Raw genomic sequence first — 19,599 nt, 5'->3', positions numbered from 1 at the left:
GATACCCGCCATTCATGAGCGCACGGCCGCGAGAGACGGCGCGGCGGGAGCGGTCACAACTGGTTCGCGTGCTGTTTGACTGCCATTTCTAGTGCTTGGCTCAGAGGCACAGCCTTGGAGAACAGGAAGCCTTGAGCGGTTCGGCAGCCAAGCTTGTGCAGGGTTTGCCGATCCGCCTCTGTTTCGACGCCCTCGGCCATGACCTCGATCCCGAGCATGGTACCGAGATCGATGACCGATTTGACAAGCAGTCGGTCCTCTCGGGACTTGGCCAAGCCGCGAATGAAGCCTTGATCTATTTTCACCTTGCGTATCCGACTGTCCTTGAGCGATGCCAACGTGGAAAAGCCGGTGCCGAAGTCATCGAGCGCGATGGAAATGCCGGCATGTGAAAGCCGTCCGAGCTTTTCATCCACTCTGTCCGGGTCCACCGGGGATTCTTCGGTAATCTCGATTTCGAACATCGTTGCAGGGAGGCCTTTTGCCGCCAGACCATCCAGAACTATGTCGTCGATATCGCCGGCTTCCAGTTCGCGCGGCGAAACATTCATCGCCACATGAACATGACGACAGTCGGCTTTCAGCAAGCCGTCGATAAGAGCACAACAGTCGGAGAATACCGTTTGAGTCAGCAGCTGAAGCATTCCGGTTTCGCGTGCGGCTGTCATGATTTCGGGCGGAGAGATGGAACCATGAATCGGATGGGACCACCTTAGCAAGGCTTCAAAACCGATCACGGCTTCGGTGTCGAGTCTTACGATGGACTGGAACCAAGGGCCCAAGCTTCGTGTCTCTATCGCCGAATGAAGGTCGCGTTCGATGGACTGGCGGCGTTGCAGTTCCTTCTCGAGTTCGGCATCGAACAGGCAAAATTCGTTCCTGCCACGACGCTTGGCCGTGTAAAGGGCGACATCCGCCCGCAGCAACATTTCCGTTAGCACCGGCCTTTCAGCTAGGTATATTCCTATAGATGCACCGATCCGGACGGACGCGACCTTAGGATAAGGGCGGGCAACTTTGGCTATGATATTGGATGCGAGGTTACTGGGAGAAAGCGAATCCCTGAGTGAGGGAAAAAACAGCACGAACTCATCGCCGCCGATACGGGCGAGCGTTGAGCCTTCCGGTGCTTCCTCCTCTATGCGGCGGGCGATCCTGACAAGCAGTTCATCACCGGTCCTGTGACCGTAGGTATCGTTGACGGATTTGAACCCGTCCAGATCAATCAGCATTGCCACGAAGGGGCCATCCGCGGTCTCGAACCATCCGATAGCGTGTTCGAGGCCACGCCTGTTGAGAAGGGCCGTCAGGTGGTCCTGCCTGGAACTGGCCTTCATCTCCGCCGCAAGCCGCTCGGCCTCATGTCTCAGGCGGCTCGTTTCGCGGAAGCGCGCCTGTCCAACAAACGAGGCTCGAACCAAGCCGCCCATGAAGAGCAGAACGGCAAAAGCCAGAATGTAGTCTTCAAAATTGCCTTTCGCCAAAAGGCATCCCACCGTGATGAGGAGCGGAGGTGTTATGAAGTTGGTCGCCGCCGCGGCATATGCACTGCCGTATGTAACCGCACCAGCTGCGGTGCCCGCCAGAATAACCAGATGCAGCGGTGCTTGAGGTGTCGTGTACCCAAGCGTAAGGACGGCAAGAAAGGACCATGCAAACCCTGCCAGAAGGGCAAGGATGCCAAACCAGCGAAGCTGCGGAAAAACCCCCACTAAACCGTCATGGCGCCCCATTTCCTTTAGCTGATAACGCGCGAGTGCAAGGCGGGCGGCATTTATCGCATTGACGACCAGGAACCAGATTGCAGCGGCAAAGCCGCTGCCAGAAAGGGCGTGCACCGCCCAAATCAGGCCTGACAGGATAGCGCTTATCGGCATCGACACGAAGAGGCCGGTCCTCAGGTCAGCAAGCTGATCCTGACGGATTTTGGCCTCCAGCGTGTCTTCTTTCTTCAGGGCCATGGACGGACCAGCTTGCTTCCCATCGTTGTTCGCGAGGACCAAGCCTACGCAAGCCCACTGAAGGACGGGTTAACTATCCAGCGGGGGTAACCAGTGCGCTCACCATGGCTTCGAGTCGCACGTCTGCTCTTAGGGTTGCCAGCTGATCATCGAGGTCTTGCCCGCGCGCGTGCCTTGATCCGAATCATCCCAGGATCGGCAACGTCACCAAGGAAGCAGCCTTGCCCGGCATCAAAGCGCGCCCGGCGAGACAAAAGGAAGCCGGGCCGAGATAGCGTTCCAGAGCGGCAGCGCTGTCTGCGTCACCGCCTGAGCATGGCCGAAATGCCATGGCGGACAAAGGGAAGATATTGGGCAAAGCGGAGCCCCGCATGTCTTGCAAGCCGTGCCGCCGGGTGCTCGCCTGAGTAGAGACCGACAAGTATATTCGTAGCATGATAGAGCGGTGCCGCCGACAGGCGCAGCCGGCTTTCGTATCTGCCGAGCATGCCGGGATCAGCAATGTCGCGGCGCTCACGACATGCCGCCAGGATTCTATCGGCGAGTTGCTTCTGGCCACTGAGGCCGATGTTGAAGCCATGCGCGGTCACCGGGTGCATGCCGAGGGCAGCATCGCCGATCAGTACCGCACTCGGAGCCCAGAACTTGTGCGCCCACGTCGTGACCAGCGGATAGGCATGGCGGGTGCTTGCCAAGGTCATCTCTCCGAGGCGTCCTCGACAACGGTTCGTCAATTCCATCAGGAACAAATCGTCGTCGAGAGCAAGCAGTCTGTCGGCCTCGTTTGAGCGCAACGTGAGAAGCAGCGACGACACGCCTTCCATGAGCGGCAACATCGCTATCGTCTGATGGTGATCGAACCATTCGACCGCGATCTGGTGATGGGCGCGCTCGTGCCTCACCCGGCAAATCAGCATGGAGTTGCCAAGCCGATTGATGTCGGCGCCAATGCCGAGCAGGTCGCGCGTTGCCGACAGACGCGAATCCGCTGCAACGAGCAGCCGAGCGGCCAATTGCCTGCCATCACAGAGCGTTATGACTGCTTCTTTGTGGCTGGTTGTTGCATTGACGACCGAGCGGCCGCACAGCAGCTGGGCATGATCCTGGAAGTGGACAAGCTTGAACAGGGCGTCGCGGATCCGACAATTTGGGATCAGAATTCCGAGTGGTTCCCCAGATCCGCTGGGAGAATCGAAGCACAGGGCGAAAGGGCTCGATCCGTTGAGCACGCGCGCGCCTTGAAGTGGTGATTTGTCCGAAGCCGGGATGGCATCCCAGGCGCCGAGCTCGCGAAGGATTCCAACCGAAGCGTGGGTCAGCGCGATCTCGCGACCGTCGAAAGCCGGATTCGCCAGGTTTTCGAGCGACTGCCGTTCAACCACTGCCACCTTGAGTCGGCTCTGGGCAAGCGATGCGGCGAAGGAAAGTCCGACCGGCCCGGCTCCGACGACAATGATGTCGAATCTCTCGACAGAGCCGGCCATCAGCGTGCCGCCATTGCGTCGGCTATCTGCGATACGAAGGGCTCTGGAACGCATCGCAATCGATCCACGGTTTGCGGCCATCTCCCCCAGCGTCTCACGTGACCTAACCGTCCGTTAGACATCCGTTCTCCGTTGAAAAACTGGTCAATGAAACCATGCCGATGAAGAGATAACCCTGATCTGGATCAACCAGGCTCGACAAACGCGGCAACGGCGGGTTCACGGCCGACTGGTCGATCGCCACGCCATGGTCTGGTCAGGTCATCATGGAATGGCGGGCTTCCCCTTCGGTGCGGCCCTTCCTGGCCGAAATTCGGCAACGTATTCTGGCTGATCCGTTCGCACCCGTCGCGCGCCGAAATCGGCATGACGCGAAGCAACCGCGGAAAATATTCGAGCGAGTCGTTGCAGGGCAGGCTGGGTCAGCTGCGTGGCTCGTCGCGGTTGATCAGGATCCGCTCGGCGGCGCCATCGAGATCTTCATATTGGCCGCTCCTCAAGGCCCACAGGAACCCGGCCAGCCCAAGCGCTCCGAGGAACAGGGCCACAGGTATGAGGTAGGCGAGCGTCGTCATGAGGATTGTGCCAGTGCGCCAATGTCGGAGCGCCTGTCATGCCGGGCATCTTGCACCGATGCATTTGACACGAAACCTTGCAGGCGTAGCGCATTGCCGATGACCAGGAGGGACGAGGCGGACATCGCGACCGCCGCGATCAGTGGCGTAACGTGCCCCAGAATGGCGACCGGCACGGCGCTGCCATTGTAAATGATCGCGATGGCGATGTTCTGCCGGATCAGCAGTCCGGCCTTCCGCGAAATGTCTAAAGCAAGTGGGACCGCCAGAAGACTTTTACGCAGGAACACGAAATCCGCGGCGTTGCGACCGATATCCGCCGCCGTGGCCGGAGCGATCGAAACGTGTGCGGCGCCCAATGCAGGCGTGTCGTTGAGCCCATCGCCGACCATCAGCACCTTGTGGCCAGTTCGCGTCAATGCTTCGATGTGTTCGACCTTCCCGGAGGGAAGCACCGCGGGAACGAAGCGCTCGACGCCCAGTGCTTCCGCGACTTCGCCGCAGGCAGCTTCTGTGTCGCCCGACAGCATCTCCACCGACAGGCCGGCGCCGTTCAGTTGCTCGATGGCCGCCTTGGCATCGGCACGCAGCTCATCCTCGAAATCGAAAGTCGCGACAATGACCCCGTCCTTCGTCAGAACGGTTCCGCCATAGCCTTGTTTGCCTTCGCCGCCGGTCCGGGCTTTCCACTCACCCCATCCGCGGCGACCCAGCCGCCAGGTACTGCCCTCGGCGATGGCTTCGATGCCGAAGCCCGGATGCTCGCTGACGGACGCGAGTTTCGGCTGGCCGGCAAAGGCTGCATGGCCAGCGATTGCCTTCGAAAAGGGATGGCGGGAATGCGCTGCCATCTCGGCCGCGATGGCGAGCATCGTCGGATCGATGGACGGCGCATTGATCAGCCTGGGCAGTCCGAGCGTAAGCGTGCCGGTTTTGTCGAACAATGCCGTGTCGATCCCCGCCAGGCGCTCCATGGCGGAGCCGTCCTTGACCATGACGCCGCTTTCGAACAGCCGGCGCGCAGCGACCACATGTACGATCGGCACGGAGAGACCGAGCGCGCACGGGCATGTGATGATCAAAACGGCGATGGCGATGGTTATCGCCCGGTGCCAGTCGCCGGTCGCCGCCATCCAGCCGAGGAACGTCACAAAGGCGGTGAGGTGGACCACGGGGGCATAGAGCGCGGAGACGCGATCGGCCATCCTGCGATGGCGGGCGCGGCCGCCCTCTGCCGCTTCCATCAGCCGAACCATTTCCGCCAGGAAGGAATCCTTCGCGGCGGACGTCGCCTCGATGGTCAGCGGACCGGTGAGATTGAGTGTACCGGCCTGGACCTGCGCCCCCGGGCCCACCGCTCTGGGCGTGCTTTCCCCGGAAACCAGGGAACAGTCGAGATCCGACGCCCCGCCAATGATCCTGCCGTCGATGGGCACCCTCTCGCCGGCCGCGATCAAGAGCTCCATTCCTGGTTCGATCTCGCCAACCGGCAAGTAGTCGCGCGAACCATCCTCGCGCAGCACCATGGCACCGCGGGCGGCCAGCCGAGAAAGGCCTTTCACGGCGGTCCGTGCGCGCTCCCGCATCAAATGATCCAGCGTGCGGCCAATCAACAAAAAAAACAGCAGCGACACCGAGGCGTCGAAATAAGCATGGTCGCCATGGTTGATCGTCTCGTAGAGGCTCATGGCGTAAGCGAGCGATACCCCGACCGCGATCGGCACGTCCATGTTCATGCGGCTGTGGCGCAGCGCATTCCAGGCCGAGCGAAAATAGATGCCGCCGGCGAAAGCGAGCGCAGGAATGGCAATCAAGGCCGAGACCCAATGGAAAAGATCGCGCGTCGCGCCTTGCGCGCCGGACCAGACGGAAACTGAAAGCAGCATGATATTGCCCGCCGCAAAGCCGGCGACCGCGACGGCGCGGATCAGTTCTGAAAGCGTCTTGTCCCTACCGTCCGCCTCGGGATCGAACAGGTGCGCGCCATAGCCCAGCCTTCCCAGCGTGGCGACGAATGGCGGAACCTCGTCGCCGCGCCACCGGACCGAAACACGTTTCGTCGAAAGATTGACACGAGCGCCTTCGACGCGATCCAGCTTGCCGATCGCCGTCTCGATCGTCTGGATGCAGGCGGCACAATGCACGGCCGGCACCGAGAGGTCGGTCTGGCGAAGATCATCGCCCAGCGAGCGGCTCGCCAGTCTGATTTCCTGGCTAGAAGGCCGGACGAGTGCGACCTTGTCCAGGTCCAGCGCCATTTCGGCGCCTGGCGCGCAGCAGCTCATTGCAGCGCCCCGTGGGAAATCATGATCCGGCGAACGTCGCGATAGGGTTCCGCAAGGCTCGCATCGGCGTCGATTTCGACGATCCAGACGCCATCCTTGGGCATGTGGTGCGCGGCGAATATCTGACCGTAGGCAGCGGCAAGAGTGACGGATTTGTCCTCGGCCTCGTAGGCGGGATGACGAAACAGCACCTTGACGCCATGCAAGGCAACCGGCTTGCCGACAGCATCGGTGAGGCTGTAGCGGACCTCACCGCCTGCGATGGTTAGCTTGCCAGTCCAACCGAGGGCTGCCTGAGCTCGCCCTTGCTCGGTCTTTTTGTTGAATTGCTGGCTCGCCACATAGGTGTTTTCGACGACAAGGCCGGTCCAGCTCGTGTTGGCGAGCGTCGCCATCGTCAGATTGACCGCTATGACCACGCCGAAGAAGCCAAGGATGGTGAACAGCATATGCCTGCCGGTGAATTCGCGGGATTGTCGCGAGGTGTCGCTCATCTGGCGATCTCCGGTGCGTTGAAAGTGGCCGTGTATTCGTCCGACTCGAACGTTGCCTTGTTTTCGACCCGGAACTTGAAGCTTTGCGCTGCACCCCGAACCTGATCTGCCGGCTGACGCACGAAAACCTTGAGCATCTTCAGCCGGTCGGGTTCGACCGGGATGGCGAAGGAGCGATCCGCCGGCAGGTCGATGCCGACAACGCTCATTTCGGCTCCATGCAGGCCCTGCATCGTGACAATGATCGTTCTTGGTTCGGGGATCATGTTGAGCAGCTTGACGGTGTAGCCGTTGCGGATCGAACCGTCGGACAGCGTCACGAACTGCGGGTTGCGATCGTGCAGGACATTCAATTCGAGCCGTTCGCGGGTCAGCAGCGAATAGAGCAGCGCGAGACCGACCGCCGACCAGGCGCCCATGTAGATGAAGGTGCGTGGGCGAAAGATCTTGCGGATATGGAAACGGGCCACCTTGTCGGAGAACAGGCCGTCAGCGCTCCTGACCAGTGACGGGTTGACTGACCCGGAGCCGCCCGGGGTCGCCAGCATCATGTTGGCGTTGTAGTCGGCCAGCGTCGCATAGGAAATCAGTCCGCGCTCCCTGCCGAGCTTGTCCATGATGCCGTCACAGGTATCGATGCAGAGCGCGCAAGTGATGCATTCAAGCTGCTGGCCATCACGAATGTCGATCCCCATCGGGCACACCGCGACACAGGCATTGCAGTCGACGCAGTCGCCGACGGGCTGCCCGGCGGCAAGGACCCTCTTGGCGTGACGCGAGCGCGGTTCGCCGCGCCAGTCATTATAGGTGACGGTGAGGGAATTCTCGTCGAGCATGGCCGCCTGGATGCGCGGCCATGGGCACATGTAGGTGCAGACCTGCTCGCGCATCAGCCCGCCGAACGTATAAGTCGTCGCCGTCAGCACGGGCACGGTGATGTAGGCGACGGGGGTGGCGGTGCCGGTGAAGAGTTCACCAGCCAGCGTCGGCGCATCGGCGAAATAGAAGATCCAGGCGCCGCCGCTCGCCGCGCCTATGACCAGCCAAATGGCGTGTTTGGATGTTCGCAGCACGAGTTTGCGCGCAGTCCAGGGCCCGGCATCGAGCTTCATGCGCGCGTTGCGGTCGCCCTCGATGGCTCGCTCGACGACCAGAAACAGATCGACCCACACGGTCTGCGGGCACGTATAGCCGCACCAGACCCGGCCGACGGTGGATGTGATCAGGAAAAGGCCGATACCGGCCATGACCAAAAGGCCGGCGACATAGTAGAATTCCTGCGGCCAGATCTCGATGAAGAAGAAGTAGAAGCGGCGGTTGGCAAGATCGACCAGCACGGCCTGGTCCGGGGCAAATGGCCCGCGATCCCACCGCAGCCAGGGCGTCAGGTAGTAGATGCCCAGCGTGATTGCCATCACCGACCACTTGAAGCGGCGGAAACTGCCAGAGGCCCGCTTCGGGAAGATCTTCTTGCGTGCGGCATAGAGCGGCTGACGGGTCTTGGCGGAGTTGACCGCATCGGCTTCCTGCCGTTCTATTTGCGTGTTATCAAGCACGAGAAGCTCCAGTCACCAGCGACGATTTCGCCGGAAGCCCGGCGCATCGGTTCTGGATGATGTCGAGGCCCGGCTCGCGCCGGGCCTCGTCGCTTGGCGGTGAGGGGGAGGACGAGAATAGGCTTGCGTTCCTATTCTCCGCCACCAAGCGAATGGACATAGACCGCGAGTTCCTTGGCCTTGATCTCGCCGAGACGCCCGATCCAGGCCGGCATGACGCCGTGCTTCGGCGCGCGGACCTGCGCGGCGATGGCTGTTTCGCCAGACCCGTAAAGCCAGATCGCGTCGGTCAGGTCGGGTGCGCCGAGCTCCCTGTTGCCCTTTGCACTCTCACCATGACAGGTGGCACAATTCTCGGCGAAAACATTGGCGCCGGCTTCGATCAGGCTGGTGTCCTGAACAGGACCGGAGAGGCTGGCGACATAGGCGCCGACCTGCTTGATCTGATCCGTCGTGATGATGTCACGAAAAGCAGGCATTTCCGACAGGCGCGTATCCGGGTCTGATGCGAAGCGGATGCCGTGCGCAATCGTCTGCTGGATCTGTTCGGCGTTGCCACCCCAGAGCCAATCGTCGTCGTTTAGGTTGGGAAAACCCTTGGACCCTTGAGCGCCCGAGCCATGGCACTGCACGCAATTGACCTTGAACGCGGCGCCACCTGCGGCGACGGCGAATTCGCGTAGCGTATCGTCGGCAGCAATCTCGGAGACCGTCTTCGCCTGAATGGCAGCGACATATTTGCCCTTGGCCACTTCGGCCGCCGCCAGTTCATTCTTGACGTCTTTGCGGCTCGAATACCCCAGCACACCCCTGGTCGCGGAAGTCAGCATCGGCCATGCCGGATAGGCGACGGTGTAGCCGATCGCCCAGGCAATGGTGATGTAGAAGGTGATGACCCACCAGCGCGGAAGCGGGTTGTTGAGTTCCTTGATGCCGTCCCACTCATGCCCGGTCGTCGAGATGCCCGAAACCTCGTCGATATGCTCGCTGCCCATGATCAGTCGTCCTTGAGAGGAATGTGAGCGGCTCTCTCGGCTTGCCTGCGGCTGCCGGGACGAAGTGCAAAGGCAACGCATCCGACGAAGAAAAGCGCCATGACAAGCAGGCCCCAGCTGTCGGCAAACTCCCGCATGAAATTGTAGGTCATCGCGATTCTCCTCAGCGGTAACCGGCGGCTTCGTCATAGGTCCTGAAATCGACCAGCGTGCCGAGCATCTGGAGATAGGCGACCAGCGCATCCATTTCGGTGACCTGCTGCGGATCGCCGTCGAAGTCGCCAAGCTTGGCCTTCGGATAGCGTCTCTCCAGGCCCGATGTGTCGGCGTTGGGATCAGCCTGCGCCATGAGATCGGCATTGGCATGAGCGATCATGTCGTCTGAATAGGGCACACCGACACGGCTGTTGCTGATCAGATGCGTCGAGAAATCCTTCACCTCGATTGGCATGTCCTTCAGGAAGGCATAACTCGGCATGATCGATTCCGGCACCACCGAACGCGGCTCGGTGAGATGCTGGACGTGCCATCCGTTCGAGTAGCGGTCGCCGACCCGGGCGAGATCCGGCCCCGTGCGCTTGGAGCCCCATTGGAACGGGTGGTCGTACATCGACTCGGCCGCCAGGCTGTAGTGGCCGTAGCGCTCGACCTCATCGCGGAACGGCCTGATCATCTGGCTGTGACAGAGGTAGCAGCCCTCGCGCACATAGATGTTGCGTCCGGCGAGTTCGAGCGGCGAATAAGGTCGCATGCCTTCGACCTTCTCGATGGTGTTGTCGAGATAGAAGAGCGGCGCGATCTCGACGATACCGCCGATTGTTACGACCAGCAGGGACCCGAGGAGAAGCAGTGTGGCGTTCTTCTCGATGACCGCGTGTCTGTCCATCAAGCCCATTTTCTGGCTCCTGATCGCACAGGCTGGAGGGCGGGGATGGAGCGCGGCATCGGATCCTCCTCGCGCTGGTAGCCGAGGATGGTCATGGCGATGTTCCAGGCCATGATGAGGGCGCCCGACAGATACATCGCGCCGCCGATGGCACGCATGATGTAGTAGGGATGCATGGCGGCGACGGTTTCGGCGAACGAATAGACCAGGAAGCCCTGCTCGTCGTACTCGCGCCACATCAGGCCCTGCATGATGCCGGACACCCACATGACAGCGGCGTAGACGACGATCCCAAGCGTCGCCAGCCAGAAGTGCCAGGTGACGAGCCGCAGCGAATAGAGCCGTTCACGGTTCCAAAGCTTCGGCACCATGTAGTAGATCGCGCCGAACGATATCATGCCGACCCAGCCGAGTGCGCCGGAATGGACGTGGCCGATGGTCCAGTCGGTATAGTGGCTGAGCGAATTGACTGTCTTGATCGCCATCATCGGGCCTTCGAAGGTCGACATGCCGTAGAAGGCGACGGCCATCACCATCATGCGGATGATCGGGTCGGTCCGGATCTTGTCCCAGGCGCCGGATAGCGTCATTAGGCCGTTGATCATGCCGCCCCATGACGGCATCCAGAGCATGATCGAGAACACCATTCCGAGCGTCTGCGCCCAGTCAGGGAGTGCGGTGTAGTGGAGATGGTGCGGCCCGGCCCAGATGTAGAGGAAGATCAGCGCCCAGAAGTGGATGATCGAAAGGCGGTAGGAATAGACCGGCCGGTTCGCCTGCTTGGGCACGAAATAGTACATCATGCCGAGGAAGCCGGCAGTGAGGAAGAAGCCGACGGCATTGTGGCCGTACCACCATTGCGTCAGGGCGTCCTGTACGCCGGAGAAGGCTGAATAGCTCTTGGAGCCCAGGAAGGAGACCGGCATCGACAGGTTGTTGATCACATGCAGCATCGCGATGGTCACGATGAAGGCAAGGTAGAACCAGTTGGCGACATAGATGTGCGGTTCCTTGCGCTTTAGGATCGTGCCGAGGAACAGGATGAGATAGGCGACCCAGACAATGGTCAGCCAGATGTCGACGTACCATTCAGGCTCGGCATATTCGCGGCTTTCGGTGATGCCAAGCAGGTAGCCGGTCGCGGCCATGACGATGAAGAGCTGATAGCCCCAGAACACGAACCAGGCGAGGTTGCCGCCGAACAGACGCGCGCGGCAGGTGCGCTGCACCACATAGAGAGACGTGCAAATCAGCGCGTTGCCGCCGAAAGCGAACACAACACCGGATGTGTGCAGCGGCCGCAGTCGGCCGAAATTGAACCAGGGCTGGATGTTGAGATCCGGGTAGGCGAGCTGCAGGGCGATGACCACACCGACCAGCATGCCGACGACGCCCCAGAATACGGTGGCGATGGCACCGTAGCGGATCGGCCCATCCATGTAAGCGGCGGGTTCGATCGGAACTGCCGGCTTGAACTCCGTGTTGCGCAACAGAATCGCAGTGAAGCCAGCCACGGCGAAGAACAAAACCCACATATGCTGGCGAAAGGGTTCATCTACGCCGAAGCCGGCGGCCACCAAAGCCGCGAATGCGAACAGGCTTAGAAGGACGATCTCTTTGCCGAATTTCATCGCAAGTCCCGATTTCCAATTCCCGCGGACGCCAAACCGCGGTGCCTTAATTGCGCAGCCGTGGCCTGCTCGCCCTGATCCATGTCAGAGCCGCACGATTTTGCTTCGGGCGGCATCGAGTTCGGTGCGATGAGACTGGGGCGATCGAACGTGGAAACGCAGCACCGGCGGCCACGCTTATGGACAGGTCCGGCGTCCCCGGGGCCGGGCCGGGTGGAGGCGAGTGCGGGCTTGTGAGGAAGCGCGCCTTCTGTGACGCTGGAAAGTAGGCCGATGCCTTGCCGAACGTCGATCGTTTCAATGCCTTGGGACAGCCAGCGACAGCGTTGCGCTGCCTTCGTGACGTTCATGGTTCGGGGAGACGGTGATTTTCCCCTGCGTATGAGGCGTACTAACCTCGGCCGAGTGCAATCCTGCCTCGAACAGCCGGTTCCACGTCGAGCACCTCGAGAATGAATGCTTCGCCGACGAGTTGGCCGAAACGCACCTGGCTCATGCGATTGGATGGAGAGCGGGCTGTCGCTACGCGGCTTCTTCTAAGCCCAACGCGAGCAATGCCCTGCCCCGAACGAAGTAAGCGACGCAGGCCAAGCAGCTTCGGTGTCATTCAAACGGCGGTTGCGCCTCGGCCGCCGCAGCGCCGTTCCAGCCGGCTCATACTATCCACGGTGACACGGCGGTTGTTCTCGATCCGGATGACGCCGTCCATTCTCAGTCCAGTCAGCTGACGGCTCACGGTCTCGTTTGTAATTCCAAGGAAATCAGAGATGTCGGCACGCGTCATCGGCAGCTCGAAGCACGCCGACCTGGCCGCCGGGTCAACACTGGAATCGATGTTCCGGGCGATCATGAGGAGAAAGCTCGCCACCTTCTCCGGTGCGGTCTTGCGCCCCAGAGTCACCATCCATTCGCGTGCCTCGTCGAGTTCGTTCAGCGTCTGCTTGAGCAGGCGATGCACAAATTCCGGTGATTCCTTCATCATCCGTTCGATGGCCGCTCTCGGAAACGAGCACAGCGAGACAGCTGTTGCCGCTTCCGCATTGATCGCGCTTTTCACCTTGAAGGGCCGTCCCAGAAAATCCGGCGCGAACTGGAGGCCGACGATCTGCTGGCGGCCGTCCGAAAGGCTCTTCGTCAGCTTCACCACGCCTGAAAGCACGTTTGAATAGCTGTCGACCGCCTCGGCGTCGCCGATCAGTTCGACCCCCGGCTCGATTTTGTGCCGCGACGACGTCTTGGCGAGCCGAGCCAAATGGTCTGGTTCGAGCGCACCGCAGACGCCGCGGTGCCGTGCCTCGCAAGACAGGCAAAGAACGGGAATGCCGGAAGTGTGAATGTCCTGCCGTAATGTCATTCGATCGCTCTACCGGTCCCAAGTGCCGGCAGGATAGCAATCTGCGGTAGAAAAATCCTTGCGGCAGTTTGTCCGTGCTGAAGGTTGACCGAAATCAGGGCTTTGCCTCATCAAGGCGTCCAGGGTTCCGGCGACGCAAAGACGGTGGACCACGACATGCGACCGGAGCTAGCTGCCAGACTTGGCGAGAATGTCCCGCGCTATACCAGTTATCCGACCGCGCCGCATTTCCATACGGGGGTCGATGCTGTCGTCTACCGAGGCTGGTTGGAGGCGCTCGAAGGCGGTGACGAGATATCGCTTTACCTGCATATTCCCTATTGCGACAGGCTCTGCTGGTTCTGCGCGTGCCATACCAAACAGACGCGCCACTATGAGCCGGTGGCCGCTTATCTGCGCTCGCTGTGTGCGGAGATCGCGACGGTTGGCGGCCTTGTCAGCGGCAAGGGCCGAGTTCGCGCAGTTCATTTCGGGGGCGGTTCGCCGACGATGCTGAGGCCCGAGGACATGCTGACACTGGGCACGGTGCTGCGGGACAATTTCGATTTTCTCGGCGATGCGAAGGTCAGCGTCGAGATCGATCCGAACGATACGGACGAAGCCCGCCTTGATGCGCTTGCCGAAATCGGCATGACGCGGGCGAGCCTCGGCGTGCAGGATTTCGATCCGAAAGTGCAAAAGGCGATCAACCGCGAGCAAAGCTTTTTGCAGACCAAGGCAGTCGTCGACCAAGTTCGTTCCCGCGGAGTGGATTCCGTGAACCTTGATCTGCTCTACGGCCTGCCGCATCAAACCAGGGAGAGCCTGTGTTCCACCGTGGCGCAGGCGCTCACCCTGGAACCGGACAGGATGGCGCTGTTCGGCTACGCTCACGTGCCCTGGTTCAAGAAACATCAGACGATGATCGACGAGGCATGGCTCCCCGGTCCCACGGAGCGGTTCGCTCAATCGCGACTTGCCGCGCGAGCGATTGTGGACGAGGGCTATGAATCAATCGGGCTCGACCATTTCGCAAAGCCGGGCGACGCGTTGGCGGTAGCGGCCCGCGCGGGCGCTTTGCACCGCAATTTTCAGGGCTACACGGACGATCGCTGCGAGACATTGATCGGACTTGGCCCTTCGTCGATCAGCCGTTTTCGCCAGGGCTACGTGCAGAACATGCCTTCGACCGGCGAGTACGGCCGCATGGTTGCAGACGGCAGGTTGGCGGCTGTGCGCGGCATCGTGCTCTGCGACGACGATCGCGCCCGGGGCTGGATCATCGAGCGGCTGATGTGCGATTTCGCCTTCTCGGCGATCGACCTGGTGGAGAGCTTCGGGCAAGCCGGCCAAAGGCTCCTGCTTCAGGCAAGCTCCATCGCCCTTAAGGATCCTGCTCAACTGCTTGAACTGCAAGGCGACAGTTTCGTCGTGCCGGCGGCAAATCGCCCCTTCGTGAGGAGCATTGCGGTGAAGTTCGATAAATATTTCGAAAGTGGAACGGCCAGGCACTCAGCGACGGTCTGAGCGCCGCACAGGAACGGTCACGGTTTTCAGTCGATCGTGAACCGATTGCGCTACATTTTTGACTCTTCATATGCGACCGTCGCGTCAAGATAGGATTTCAGAACGGACCAGATGCGAAGGTCTTTGGCATAGCGACGATGTCGTCCGGTCGTGCCTTTCGGCGCCGTATTCCATTTCGATGTGCCTCAAGCGCCACGTCGAGTCCGGCCTCTTTTTCTGTATCGGAAGCAGTCGCCAATCGTCTTTGCCGGCTCCAAGATCGGGGTCTCGACCTTGTCGATAACATGCCGCTCGATGCCCACCGACATTGCGTTACCTCGAAACGAATGATTCGATCGTCGGATAGGACATGGCATCGCGCTATCGCAACCCAGATGTGACCAGCATCTGGAGCGTAAGCTCGTGGTACTGGAGTGAGGTAGGCAAATAACGCCCCTATGACAGCTTTTTCCGCCAGACCATGCGCCGGTTTGATGTTCTCATCGGTCCGATCGGGCGACAAGGCCGGCAGTTAAGACATGGGTCGGGCTCCAATTAGCGGTGAACGGCCGGGCAGCAACGGTGCCTTTGGCGTCAAAGTGGGTCATCGCTTTTGCCCAGCAGTTCCCCGAGCACGGGACGTTGCCGGGCTCTATTGGTGCCGATGCCAGCGGACGGTTCCTCTACTGCGGCTTTGCGCCCTGCCCCCAATGCTGAGCGGCGTTCGCGCGAGCTGGCCAGCCGCGACCGCCCTTAGACTAGCCACGCCGGACGACTTGATCCTTCACCACCAAAGCGCCGGCGCCGAGGGTCCGCTCGCGAGGGCCTCTGCCGGTCGAACTTCATCCGGCTCGCCCTCCGCGGGCGACGACGAGCGTTCCCACTGCGTTGCTGAGCAGATTCGTCAGCGCACGGCATGCGAACATGAAGTCGTCGACACTAAGGATCAGCGTCATGCCGACGAAAGGGGCGGTCGGGACGACAAAGAGCGTTACAGCCAACGTGACGAAGCCTGCACCGGTAATGCGGTCTGCTCCTTTCGAAGGGAGCATGGCGAAAAGAAGCAGCAGGATACTACCGCCGATCGAGAGATCCGTGTTCGTCGCCTGCGCGATGAAGAGGGCCGCCAGCGTCATGTAGATGTTGGTGCCGTCCAGATTGAACGAATATCCGCCCGGGATGACGAGGCCCACGACCGAACGCCTGGCGCCCGCCTTCTCCATCTTCTCCATGAGCGAGGGCAGCGCGGCCTCCGAGGAGGACGGTGCGAGCACAAGCAGCAGCTCTTCCTTCATGTAGCGAATGAGAGAACAGATCGAAAAGCCGTTGTAGCGGCAGACCGCACCGAGAACCCCGAACACGAAGAGCAAGGCGGTGAAATAGAACGTCGCGACCAGCATCGCGAGGTTCACGACCGAACCGATGCCATATTTGCCGATCGTGAAGGCCATTGCGCCGAAAGCGCCGATCGGCGCGGCCTTCATCAGAATGCCGACGAGCTTGAAGACAGGGGCGATGAGCGCCTGAAGGAAGGAGACGACAGGCTTGCCCGTCTCTCCGACCATCGCCAGCGCCATGCCGAACAGAACCGAGAAGAACAGCACCTGCAGGATGTCGCCTTCCGCGAAGGCACCGACAATCGTTGACGGGATGATGTTCATCAGGAAGCCGGTGACCGACTGCTCGTGCGCCTTTGCGGCATAGGTATTCACGGCCTGGACATCGAGCGAGGCCGGACCGACGTTGAGGCCGGCGCCGGGCTGGACGACATTGGCGACGATGAGGCCGACGATCAGCGCGAGCGTCGAGAAGGTGAGGAAATAGACCATCGCCTTGCCGGCGACCCGGCCGACCTTGTGAAGATCGTTCATGCCGGCAATGCCGGTCGCAATTGTCAGGAACATGACAGGCGCGATGATCATCTTGACCAGCTTGATGAAGGCATCACCCAGCGGCTTCAGGCTCTCGCCGGTCCCCGGATAGAAATAGCCAATTGCGACGCCGAGGGCGATGGCGGCAAGCACCTGCGCGTAAAGCTTGGCACAGAAGGGTTTGCGGGGCGCGGGACTCGCGCCGCAGACTTGTGCGGGTGACACTGTTTCTCTCCCTGATCGGATCGAGGTGGGTTCCGACCTTCCCGGGCTCCTCCCCATCGCGGGGCTCCGGCCGAACGCTGCACCAACGCCGCCGCAAGCTCCGTGCCAAACCGCGGCGGCGCGAGAAACGCGCAGGCCCTCTCACGCCGTGCTTCTGCGGATTTCTGCACTCGCCGCTGGCGCGTGCCCTTCATCGAAAGAAGGGCCGACTGTCGGGGATTGGAGGTCGCTCTGGGCGTTACACGCAGCCTGGCAGCCGCTGGAGGCCGTCGACACAAGCTCTTTGCCTCAGGTGACTGCGATCGGCATCCAGATGGTCGAGATCTTGTATGGCTATGCCCAAGGCCGTCGCCCCAGCGGGCGCAGGCTAGACGCCTCTCTTGTTACCCCAGAGCATTACGTGCAGCTGCGGCAGCACGCGGGCTTCGAACCACCTGTCGCGGGTCACCTTTTCAATCAGCCACTCCATGCGTTTGATTATTCCTTCCAGGTCGACGGACGCGTCTTCGTTGCCAGCACGTGGCGGCGTGTGATTGCCGGGTTGCAGATAGACCGGAAGTCGCGGAAATCTCGCGGCGGCGTCTTTCGCGTAGGCGTAGTCACTTTCGTCGAAAACAACGAGCTTGAGCACGATTTGCGGCTTCTCCTGCGCCGCTTCGACGCACGCCGCGACAGCGGCCCAATCGGTCCTCATTTCGCTTGACGGCGGCTTCGGGCTGAGGACCAGCACGTCAAGGTCGGCAAACCAGTCCCTGACCACGGAACCTTGGGTTTCCAGCGCGAAACGGTAACCTTCACCATGGCCTCGCTCGATGAGCGCACGAAACGGCTGAATGGCAGGATTGCCGCCTGACAGTGACACCATCACTGGCCGGCCACTGGAAAGCGCAACGACGGTTTGCCACACCGCGTCAATTGGCATCATCTCCCATTCATGGCGGAATTGATTATCCACCGCATGGAGGCTGTCACACCAGGAACAGCGATAGTCACACCCGCCGGTTCTGATGAAGACCGTCGGCAAACCGATGAGCACGCCCTCGCCCTGGATCGTCGGCCCGAAAATCTCGCTGACGCGAATTGCGGGATGCGTATCGGTCATGGCCTGTACTCCGCCCAGGTTTTCGGCGTTTCGCTGACCCGCACGGCCGAGGTCTCGGGCAGGCGTGCCTTGCACCATCCATAGAAATGTCTGGCCAGACATTCCGCCGTGACTTGCTCATGCCCCAGCACCTCGTTGAGATGTCGGTGGTCGAAGCTCTCGTCGATATAGCGTTTGAGCGGCGCCAGATCATGATAGTCGCGCACGAAGCCGTGCTCGTTCAGTTCCTTCGCCGAAAGCTCTACTTCGACGATGTAGTTATGCCCGTGCAGGCGCGCGCATTGGTGCTCGGGCGGCAAAGAGGTGAGCTGATGCGAGGCCGAGAAGTGGAATTCCTTAGTGATGCAGAACATTACACGATCCTCCTGCGCAGCGCGTCGAGCCAGAAGTCGGAGTCCTCGTAGTCGGTGGGGTCCGGGTGCCCTGCAAGATGAAACGCCTCGCGCCGCTCGACGCAGGTCCCGCACCGTCCACAGTGACGCTCGCCGCCCTTGTAGCAGGACCAGGTCTCCGCAAATGGTGTGCCGTATCTTGCTCCATCCTCAACGATGTCCGCCTTCGTGAGGTTCACATAAGGCGGATAAAGGCGAATGTTCGCGTAGCCGTCGAGCGCGCGGTCTTGCATGATCTGGAAAGTGTCGATGAAGGCCGGGCGGCAATCGGGATAGATGAAATGATCCCCACCATGCACGGCCGTCGCAACCGCTTCGGACTTCTGCGCGGCGGCGAGACCGAAGGCAATTGCCAACATGATGGCGTTCCGGTTCGGCACCACCGTGACCTTCATCGTGTCTTCGGCGTAGTGGCCGTCCGGCACGTCCACATGATCGGTCAGCGCGGAGCCGGAAAGGCCGCGGCCGATTTCGCGGATGTCGATGATGCGGTGCGGGACGCTCAGACGCTCCGCGCAAAGGGCGGCGAAGCCCAATTCCTTCCTGTGCCGTTGGCCGTAATCGAAAGATAGGAGGCCGGCGAGCTCGTGCTCCGCTGCCACCTTGTGAGCAAGCGAAACGGAGTCCAATCCGCCGGAGCAGACGACGAGAGTCTTCATCGTTGGGGTCCCTGTTTTGACCGGGTAGGCTGCACCGGAGATTTCTCTGCGCTCCCAGTACTCCAGCGAATCAACGTTGTGAACCGTGGGCGAGTTTGATGCGCTGACGTGCCGCTGCGCAGAGCGCCGTCAGGCAGGCTCCCGGCCTGAAAGAAGGCACGGACTAACGAAAAGGTACTGTTCGGTAGATTTTCAAACCCAAGCATAACCAGAATGCGCTGAAGGAGAAATCGCCCCGGATCTCCGGAGACAAGGTTCTCGAAGATTTGATCAAGCACCTGGTGGTCCCGAGCTCAAGAGACGTCTGGCGAGCTTTCCTTTTCAACACTGCTTCCCCGATCTGCCGACTAGCCTGGGGGAACCATCTCTAGCCGTTCGAGCCGATGCAGAGCCGAGTGTTCCTTGCAAAATCGGAATTGTGCTCCATGATTGTAAGGGCCGCATCGCAATTCGCACGGCCATCGCCAGCCTGTCGAGCTACGCCCACCACCAAGCCCAACGGTGCGGTCACAAGGGGCCAAGCCGAACCGTCAAATCCTCATAGACTCAGAATGGCGATCTCCACTCCGCGGGTTCCTTCCCTGTAGGCCTCCGGACGCCGGCCCGGAGCCGCGGCACCTCAGTAGAGGGGCCGGCATCCTAAC

Annotated in this window: 15 protein-coding genes and 1 pseudogene; 1 reads left to right on the top strand and 15 read right to left on the bottom strand. The window is 61.0% G+C overall.

What is annotated here, in order from left to right:
- Nucleotides 1–53: 53 nt before the first annotated feature.
- The 11 genes from NKH36_RS30195 to NKH36_RS30145 all read right to left on the bottom strand — a co-directional run bounded on the left by NKH36_RS30195 (nt 54) and on the right by NKH36_RS30145 (nt 13,221).
- Nucleotides 54–1,961: a putative bifunctional diguanylate cyclase/phosphodiesterase gene (locus NKH36_RS30195; RefSeq protein WP_352964247.1), complete on the bottom strand. Its 1,908-nt coding sequence runs from the start codon at nt 1,959–1,961 to the stop codon at nt 54–56.
- Between the two features lie 302 nt (nt 1,962–2,263).
- The gene (ubiM, locus tag NKH36_RS30190) at nt 2,264–3,445 is read right to left on the bottom strand and encodes a 5-demethoxyubiquinol-8 5-hydroxylase UbiM (RefSeq protein WP_352964261.1); all 1,182 of its coding nucleotides are present in this window, start codon (nt 3,443–3,445) and stop codon (nt 2,264–2,266) included.
- A gap of 422 nt (nt 3,446–3,867) precedes the next feature.
- Nucleotides 3,868–4,020, bottom strand: a complete 153-nt coding sequence (gene ccoS / locus NKH36_RS30185) for a cbb3-type cytochrome oxidase assembly protein CcoS (RefSeq protein ID WP_352964245.1) — start codon at nt 4,018–4,020, stop codon at nt 3,868–3,870.
- The gene (locus tag NKH36_RS30180) at nt 4,017–6,305 is read right to left on the bottom strand and encodes a cation-translocating P-type ATPase (protein WP_352964244.1); all 2,289 of its coding nucleotides are present in this window, start codon (nt 6,303–6,305) and stop codon (nt 4,017–4,019) included. Before NKH36_RS30180 ends, ccoS begins: the two co-directional genes overlap by 4 nt.
- On the bottom strand, nt 6,302–6,799 hold the full coding sequence (locus NKH36_RS30175) for a FixH family protein (RefSeq protein WP_352964243.1): 498 nt from the start codon (nt 6,797–6,799) through the stop codon (nt 6,302–6,304). The genes NKH36_RS30180 and NKH36_RS30175 overlap by 4 nt, the downstream gene beginning before the upstream one ends.
- Nucleotides 6,796–8,355 (bottom strand): cytochrome c oxidase accessory protein CcoG, encoded by a 1,560-nt coding sequence (ccoG, locus tag NKH36_RS30170; RefSeq protein ID WP_352964242.1) that lies wholly within the window; start codon nt 8,353–8,355, stop codon nt 6,796–6,798. Before ccoG ends, NKH36_RS30175 begins: the two co-directional genes overlap by 4 nt.
- Nucleotides 8,356–8,486: 131 nt before the next feature.
- Nucleotides 8,487–9,350 (bottom strand): cytochrome-c oxidase, cbb3-type subunit III, encoded by an 864-nt coding sequence (gene ccoP, locus NKH36_RS30165; RefSeq protein WP_023800954.1) that lies wholly within the window; start codon nt 9,348–9,350, stop codon nt 8,487–8,489.
- A gap of 2 nt (nt 9,351–9,352) precedes the next feature.
- Complete coding sequence (locus tag NKH36_RS30160; protein WP_023800953.1) at nt 9,353–9,502, bottom strand: cbb3-type cytochrome c oxidase subunit 3; 150 nt, start codon at nt 9,500–9,502, stop codon at nt 9,353–9,355.
- A gap of 11 nt (nt 9,503–9,513) precedes the next feature.
- Nucleotides 9,514–10,245, bottom strand: a complete 732-nt coding sequence (gene ccoO, locus NKH36_RS30155) for a cytochrome-c oxidase, cbb3-type subunit II (protein WP_352964241.1) — start codon at nt 10,243–10,245, stop codon at nt 9,514–9,516.
- Entirely contained in the window at nt 10,236–11,867 is a 1,632-nt protein-coding gene (gene ccoN, locus NKH36_RS30150; protein ID WP_023800951.1) for a cytochrome-c oxidase, cbb3-type subunit I, read from the bottom strand. The genes ccoO and ccoN overlap by 10 nt, the downstream gene beginning before the upstream one ends.
- A gap of 607 nt (nt 11,868–12,474) precedes the next feature.
- Nucleotides 12,475–13,221 (bottom strand): Crp/Fnr family transcriptional regulator, encoded by a 747-nt coding sequence (locus NKH36_RS30145; protein ID WP_031255605.1) that lies wholly within the window; start codon nt 13,219–13,221, stop codon nt 12,475–12,477.
- 156 nt (nt 13,222–13,377) lie between these two features.
- Here NKH36_RS30145 and hemN point away from each other — a divergent pair, with 156 nt between their 5' ends.
- Nucleotides 13,378–14,727, top strand: a complete 1,350-nt coding sequence (hemN, locus tag NKH36_RS30140; RefSeq protein ID WP_352964239.1) for an oxygen-independent coproporphyrinogen III oxidase — start codon at nt 13,378–13,380, stop codon at nt 14,725–14,727.
- 763 nt (nt 14,728–15,490) lie between these two features.
- On the opposite strand, the pseudogene NKH36_RS30135 reads toward hemN, so the two are convergent.
- From NKH36_RS30135 to queC, 4 genes and pseudogenes are all read right to left on the bottom strand, one after another.
- Nucleotides 15,491–16,802 (bottom strand): annotated as a pseudogene (locus NKH36_RS30135) (dicarboxylate/amino acid:cation symporter).
- Between the two features lie 367 nt (nt 16,803–17,169).
- A complete protein-coding gene (gene queE / locus NKH36_RS30130; RefSeq protein WP_352964235.1) occupies nt 17,170–17,904 on the bottom strand; it encodes a 7-carboxy-7-deazaguanine synthase QueE in 735 nt (244 codons plus the stop codon).
- Nucleotides 17,901–18,257, bottom strand: a complete 357-nt coding sequence (queD, locus tag NKH36_RS30125) for a 6-carboxytetrahydropterin synthase QueD (RefSeq protein WP_352596072.1) — start codon at nt 18,255–18,257, stop codon at nt 17,901–17,903. Before queD ends, queE begins: the two co-directional genes overlap by 4 nt.
- Entirely contained in the window at nt 18,257–18,955 is a 699-nt protein-coding gene (gene queC / locus NKH36_RS30120; protein WP_352964233.1) for a 7-cyano-7-deazaguanine synthase QueC, read from the bottom strand. The genes queD and queC overlap by 1 nt, the downstream gene beginning before the upstream one ends.
- Between the last annotated feature and the right edge of the window lie 644 nt (nt 18,956–19,599).

The organism is Mesorhizobium sp. M1312, assembly GCF_040318115.1.
GTDB lineage: Bacteria > Pseudomonadota > Alphaproteobacteria > Rhizobiales > Rhizobiaceae > Mesorhizobium.
Note: the sequence above shows the minus strand (reverse complement) of the source record. Positions and strands in the feature narration are given on the sequence as shown.

Excerpts from the sequence above, each read along its gene's own strand:
- hemN (WP_352964239.1), top strand. The coding sequence starts at position 13,378 with ATGCGACCGGAGCTAGCTGCCAGACTTGGCGAGAATGTCCCGCGCTAT.
- queC (WP_352964233.1), bottom strand. The coding sequence starts at position 18,955 with ATGAAGACTCTCGTCGTCTGCTCCGGCGGATTGGACTCCGTTTCGCTT.
- ubiM (WP_352964261.1), bottom strand. The coding sequence starts at position 3,445 with ATGGCCGGCTCTGTCGAGAGATTCGACATCATTGTCGTCGGAGCCGGG.
- NKH36_RS30145 (WP_031255605.1), bottom strand. The coding sequence starts at position 13,221 with ATGACATTACGGCAGGACATTCACACTTCCGGCATTCCCGTTCTTTGC.
- queE (WP_352964235.1), bottom strand. The coding sequence starts at position 17,904 with ATGACCGATACGCATCCCGCAATTCGCGTCAGCGAGATTTTCGGGCCG.
- ccoN (WP_023800951.1), bottom strand. The coding sequence starts at position 11,867 with ATGAAATTCGGCAAAGAGATCGTCCTTCTAAGCCTGTTCGCATTCGCG.
- ccoO (WP_352964241.1), bottom strand. The coding sequence starts at position 10,245 with ATGGGCTTGATGGACAGACACGCGGTCATCGAGAAGAACGCCACACTG.
- NKH36_RS30160 (WP_023800953.1), bottom strand. The coding sequence starts at position 9,502 with ATGACCTACAATTTCATGCGGGAGTTTGCCGACAGCTGGGGCCTGCTT.
- NKH36_RS30175 (WP_352964243.1), bottom strand. The coding sequence starts at position 6,799 with ATGAGCGACACCTCGCGACAATCCCGCGAATTCACCGGCAGGCATATG.
- NKH36_RS30195 (WP_352964247.1), bottom strand. The coding sequence starts at position 1,961 with ATGGCCCTGAAGAAAGAAGACACGCTGGAGGCCAAAATCCGTCAGGAT.
- ccoS (WP_352964245.1), bottom strand. The coding sequence starts at position 4,020 with ATGACGACGCTCGCCTACCTCATACCTGTGGCCCTGTTCCTCGGAGCG.
- queD (WP_352596072.1), bottom strand. The coding sequence starts at position 18,257 with ATGTTCTGCATCACTAAGGAATTCCACTTCTCGGCCTCGCATCAGCTC.
- NKH36_RS30180 (WP_352964244.1), bottom strand. The coding sequence starts at position 6,305 with ATGAGCTGCTGCGCGCCAGGCGCCGAAATGGCGCTGGACCTGGACAAG.
- ccoP (WP_023800954.1), bottom strand. The coding sequence starts at position 9,350 with ATGGGCAGCGAGCATATCGACGAGGTTTCGGGCATCTCGACGACCGGG.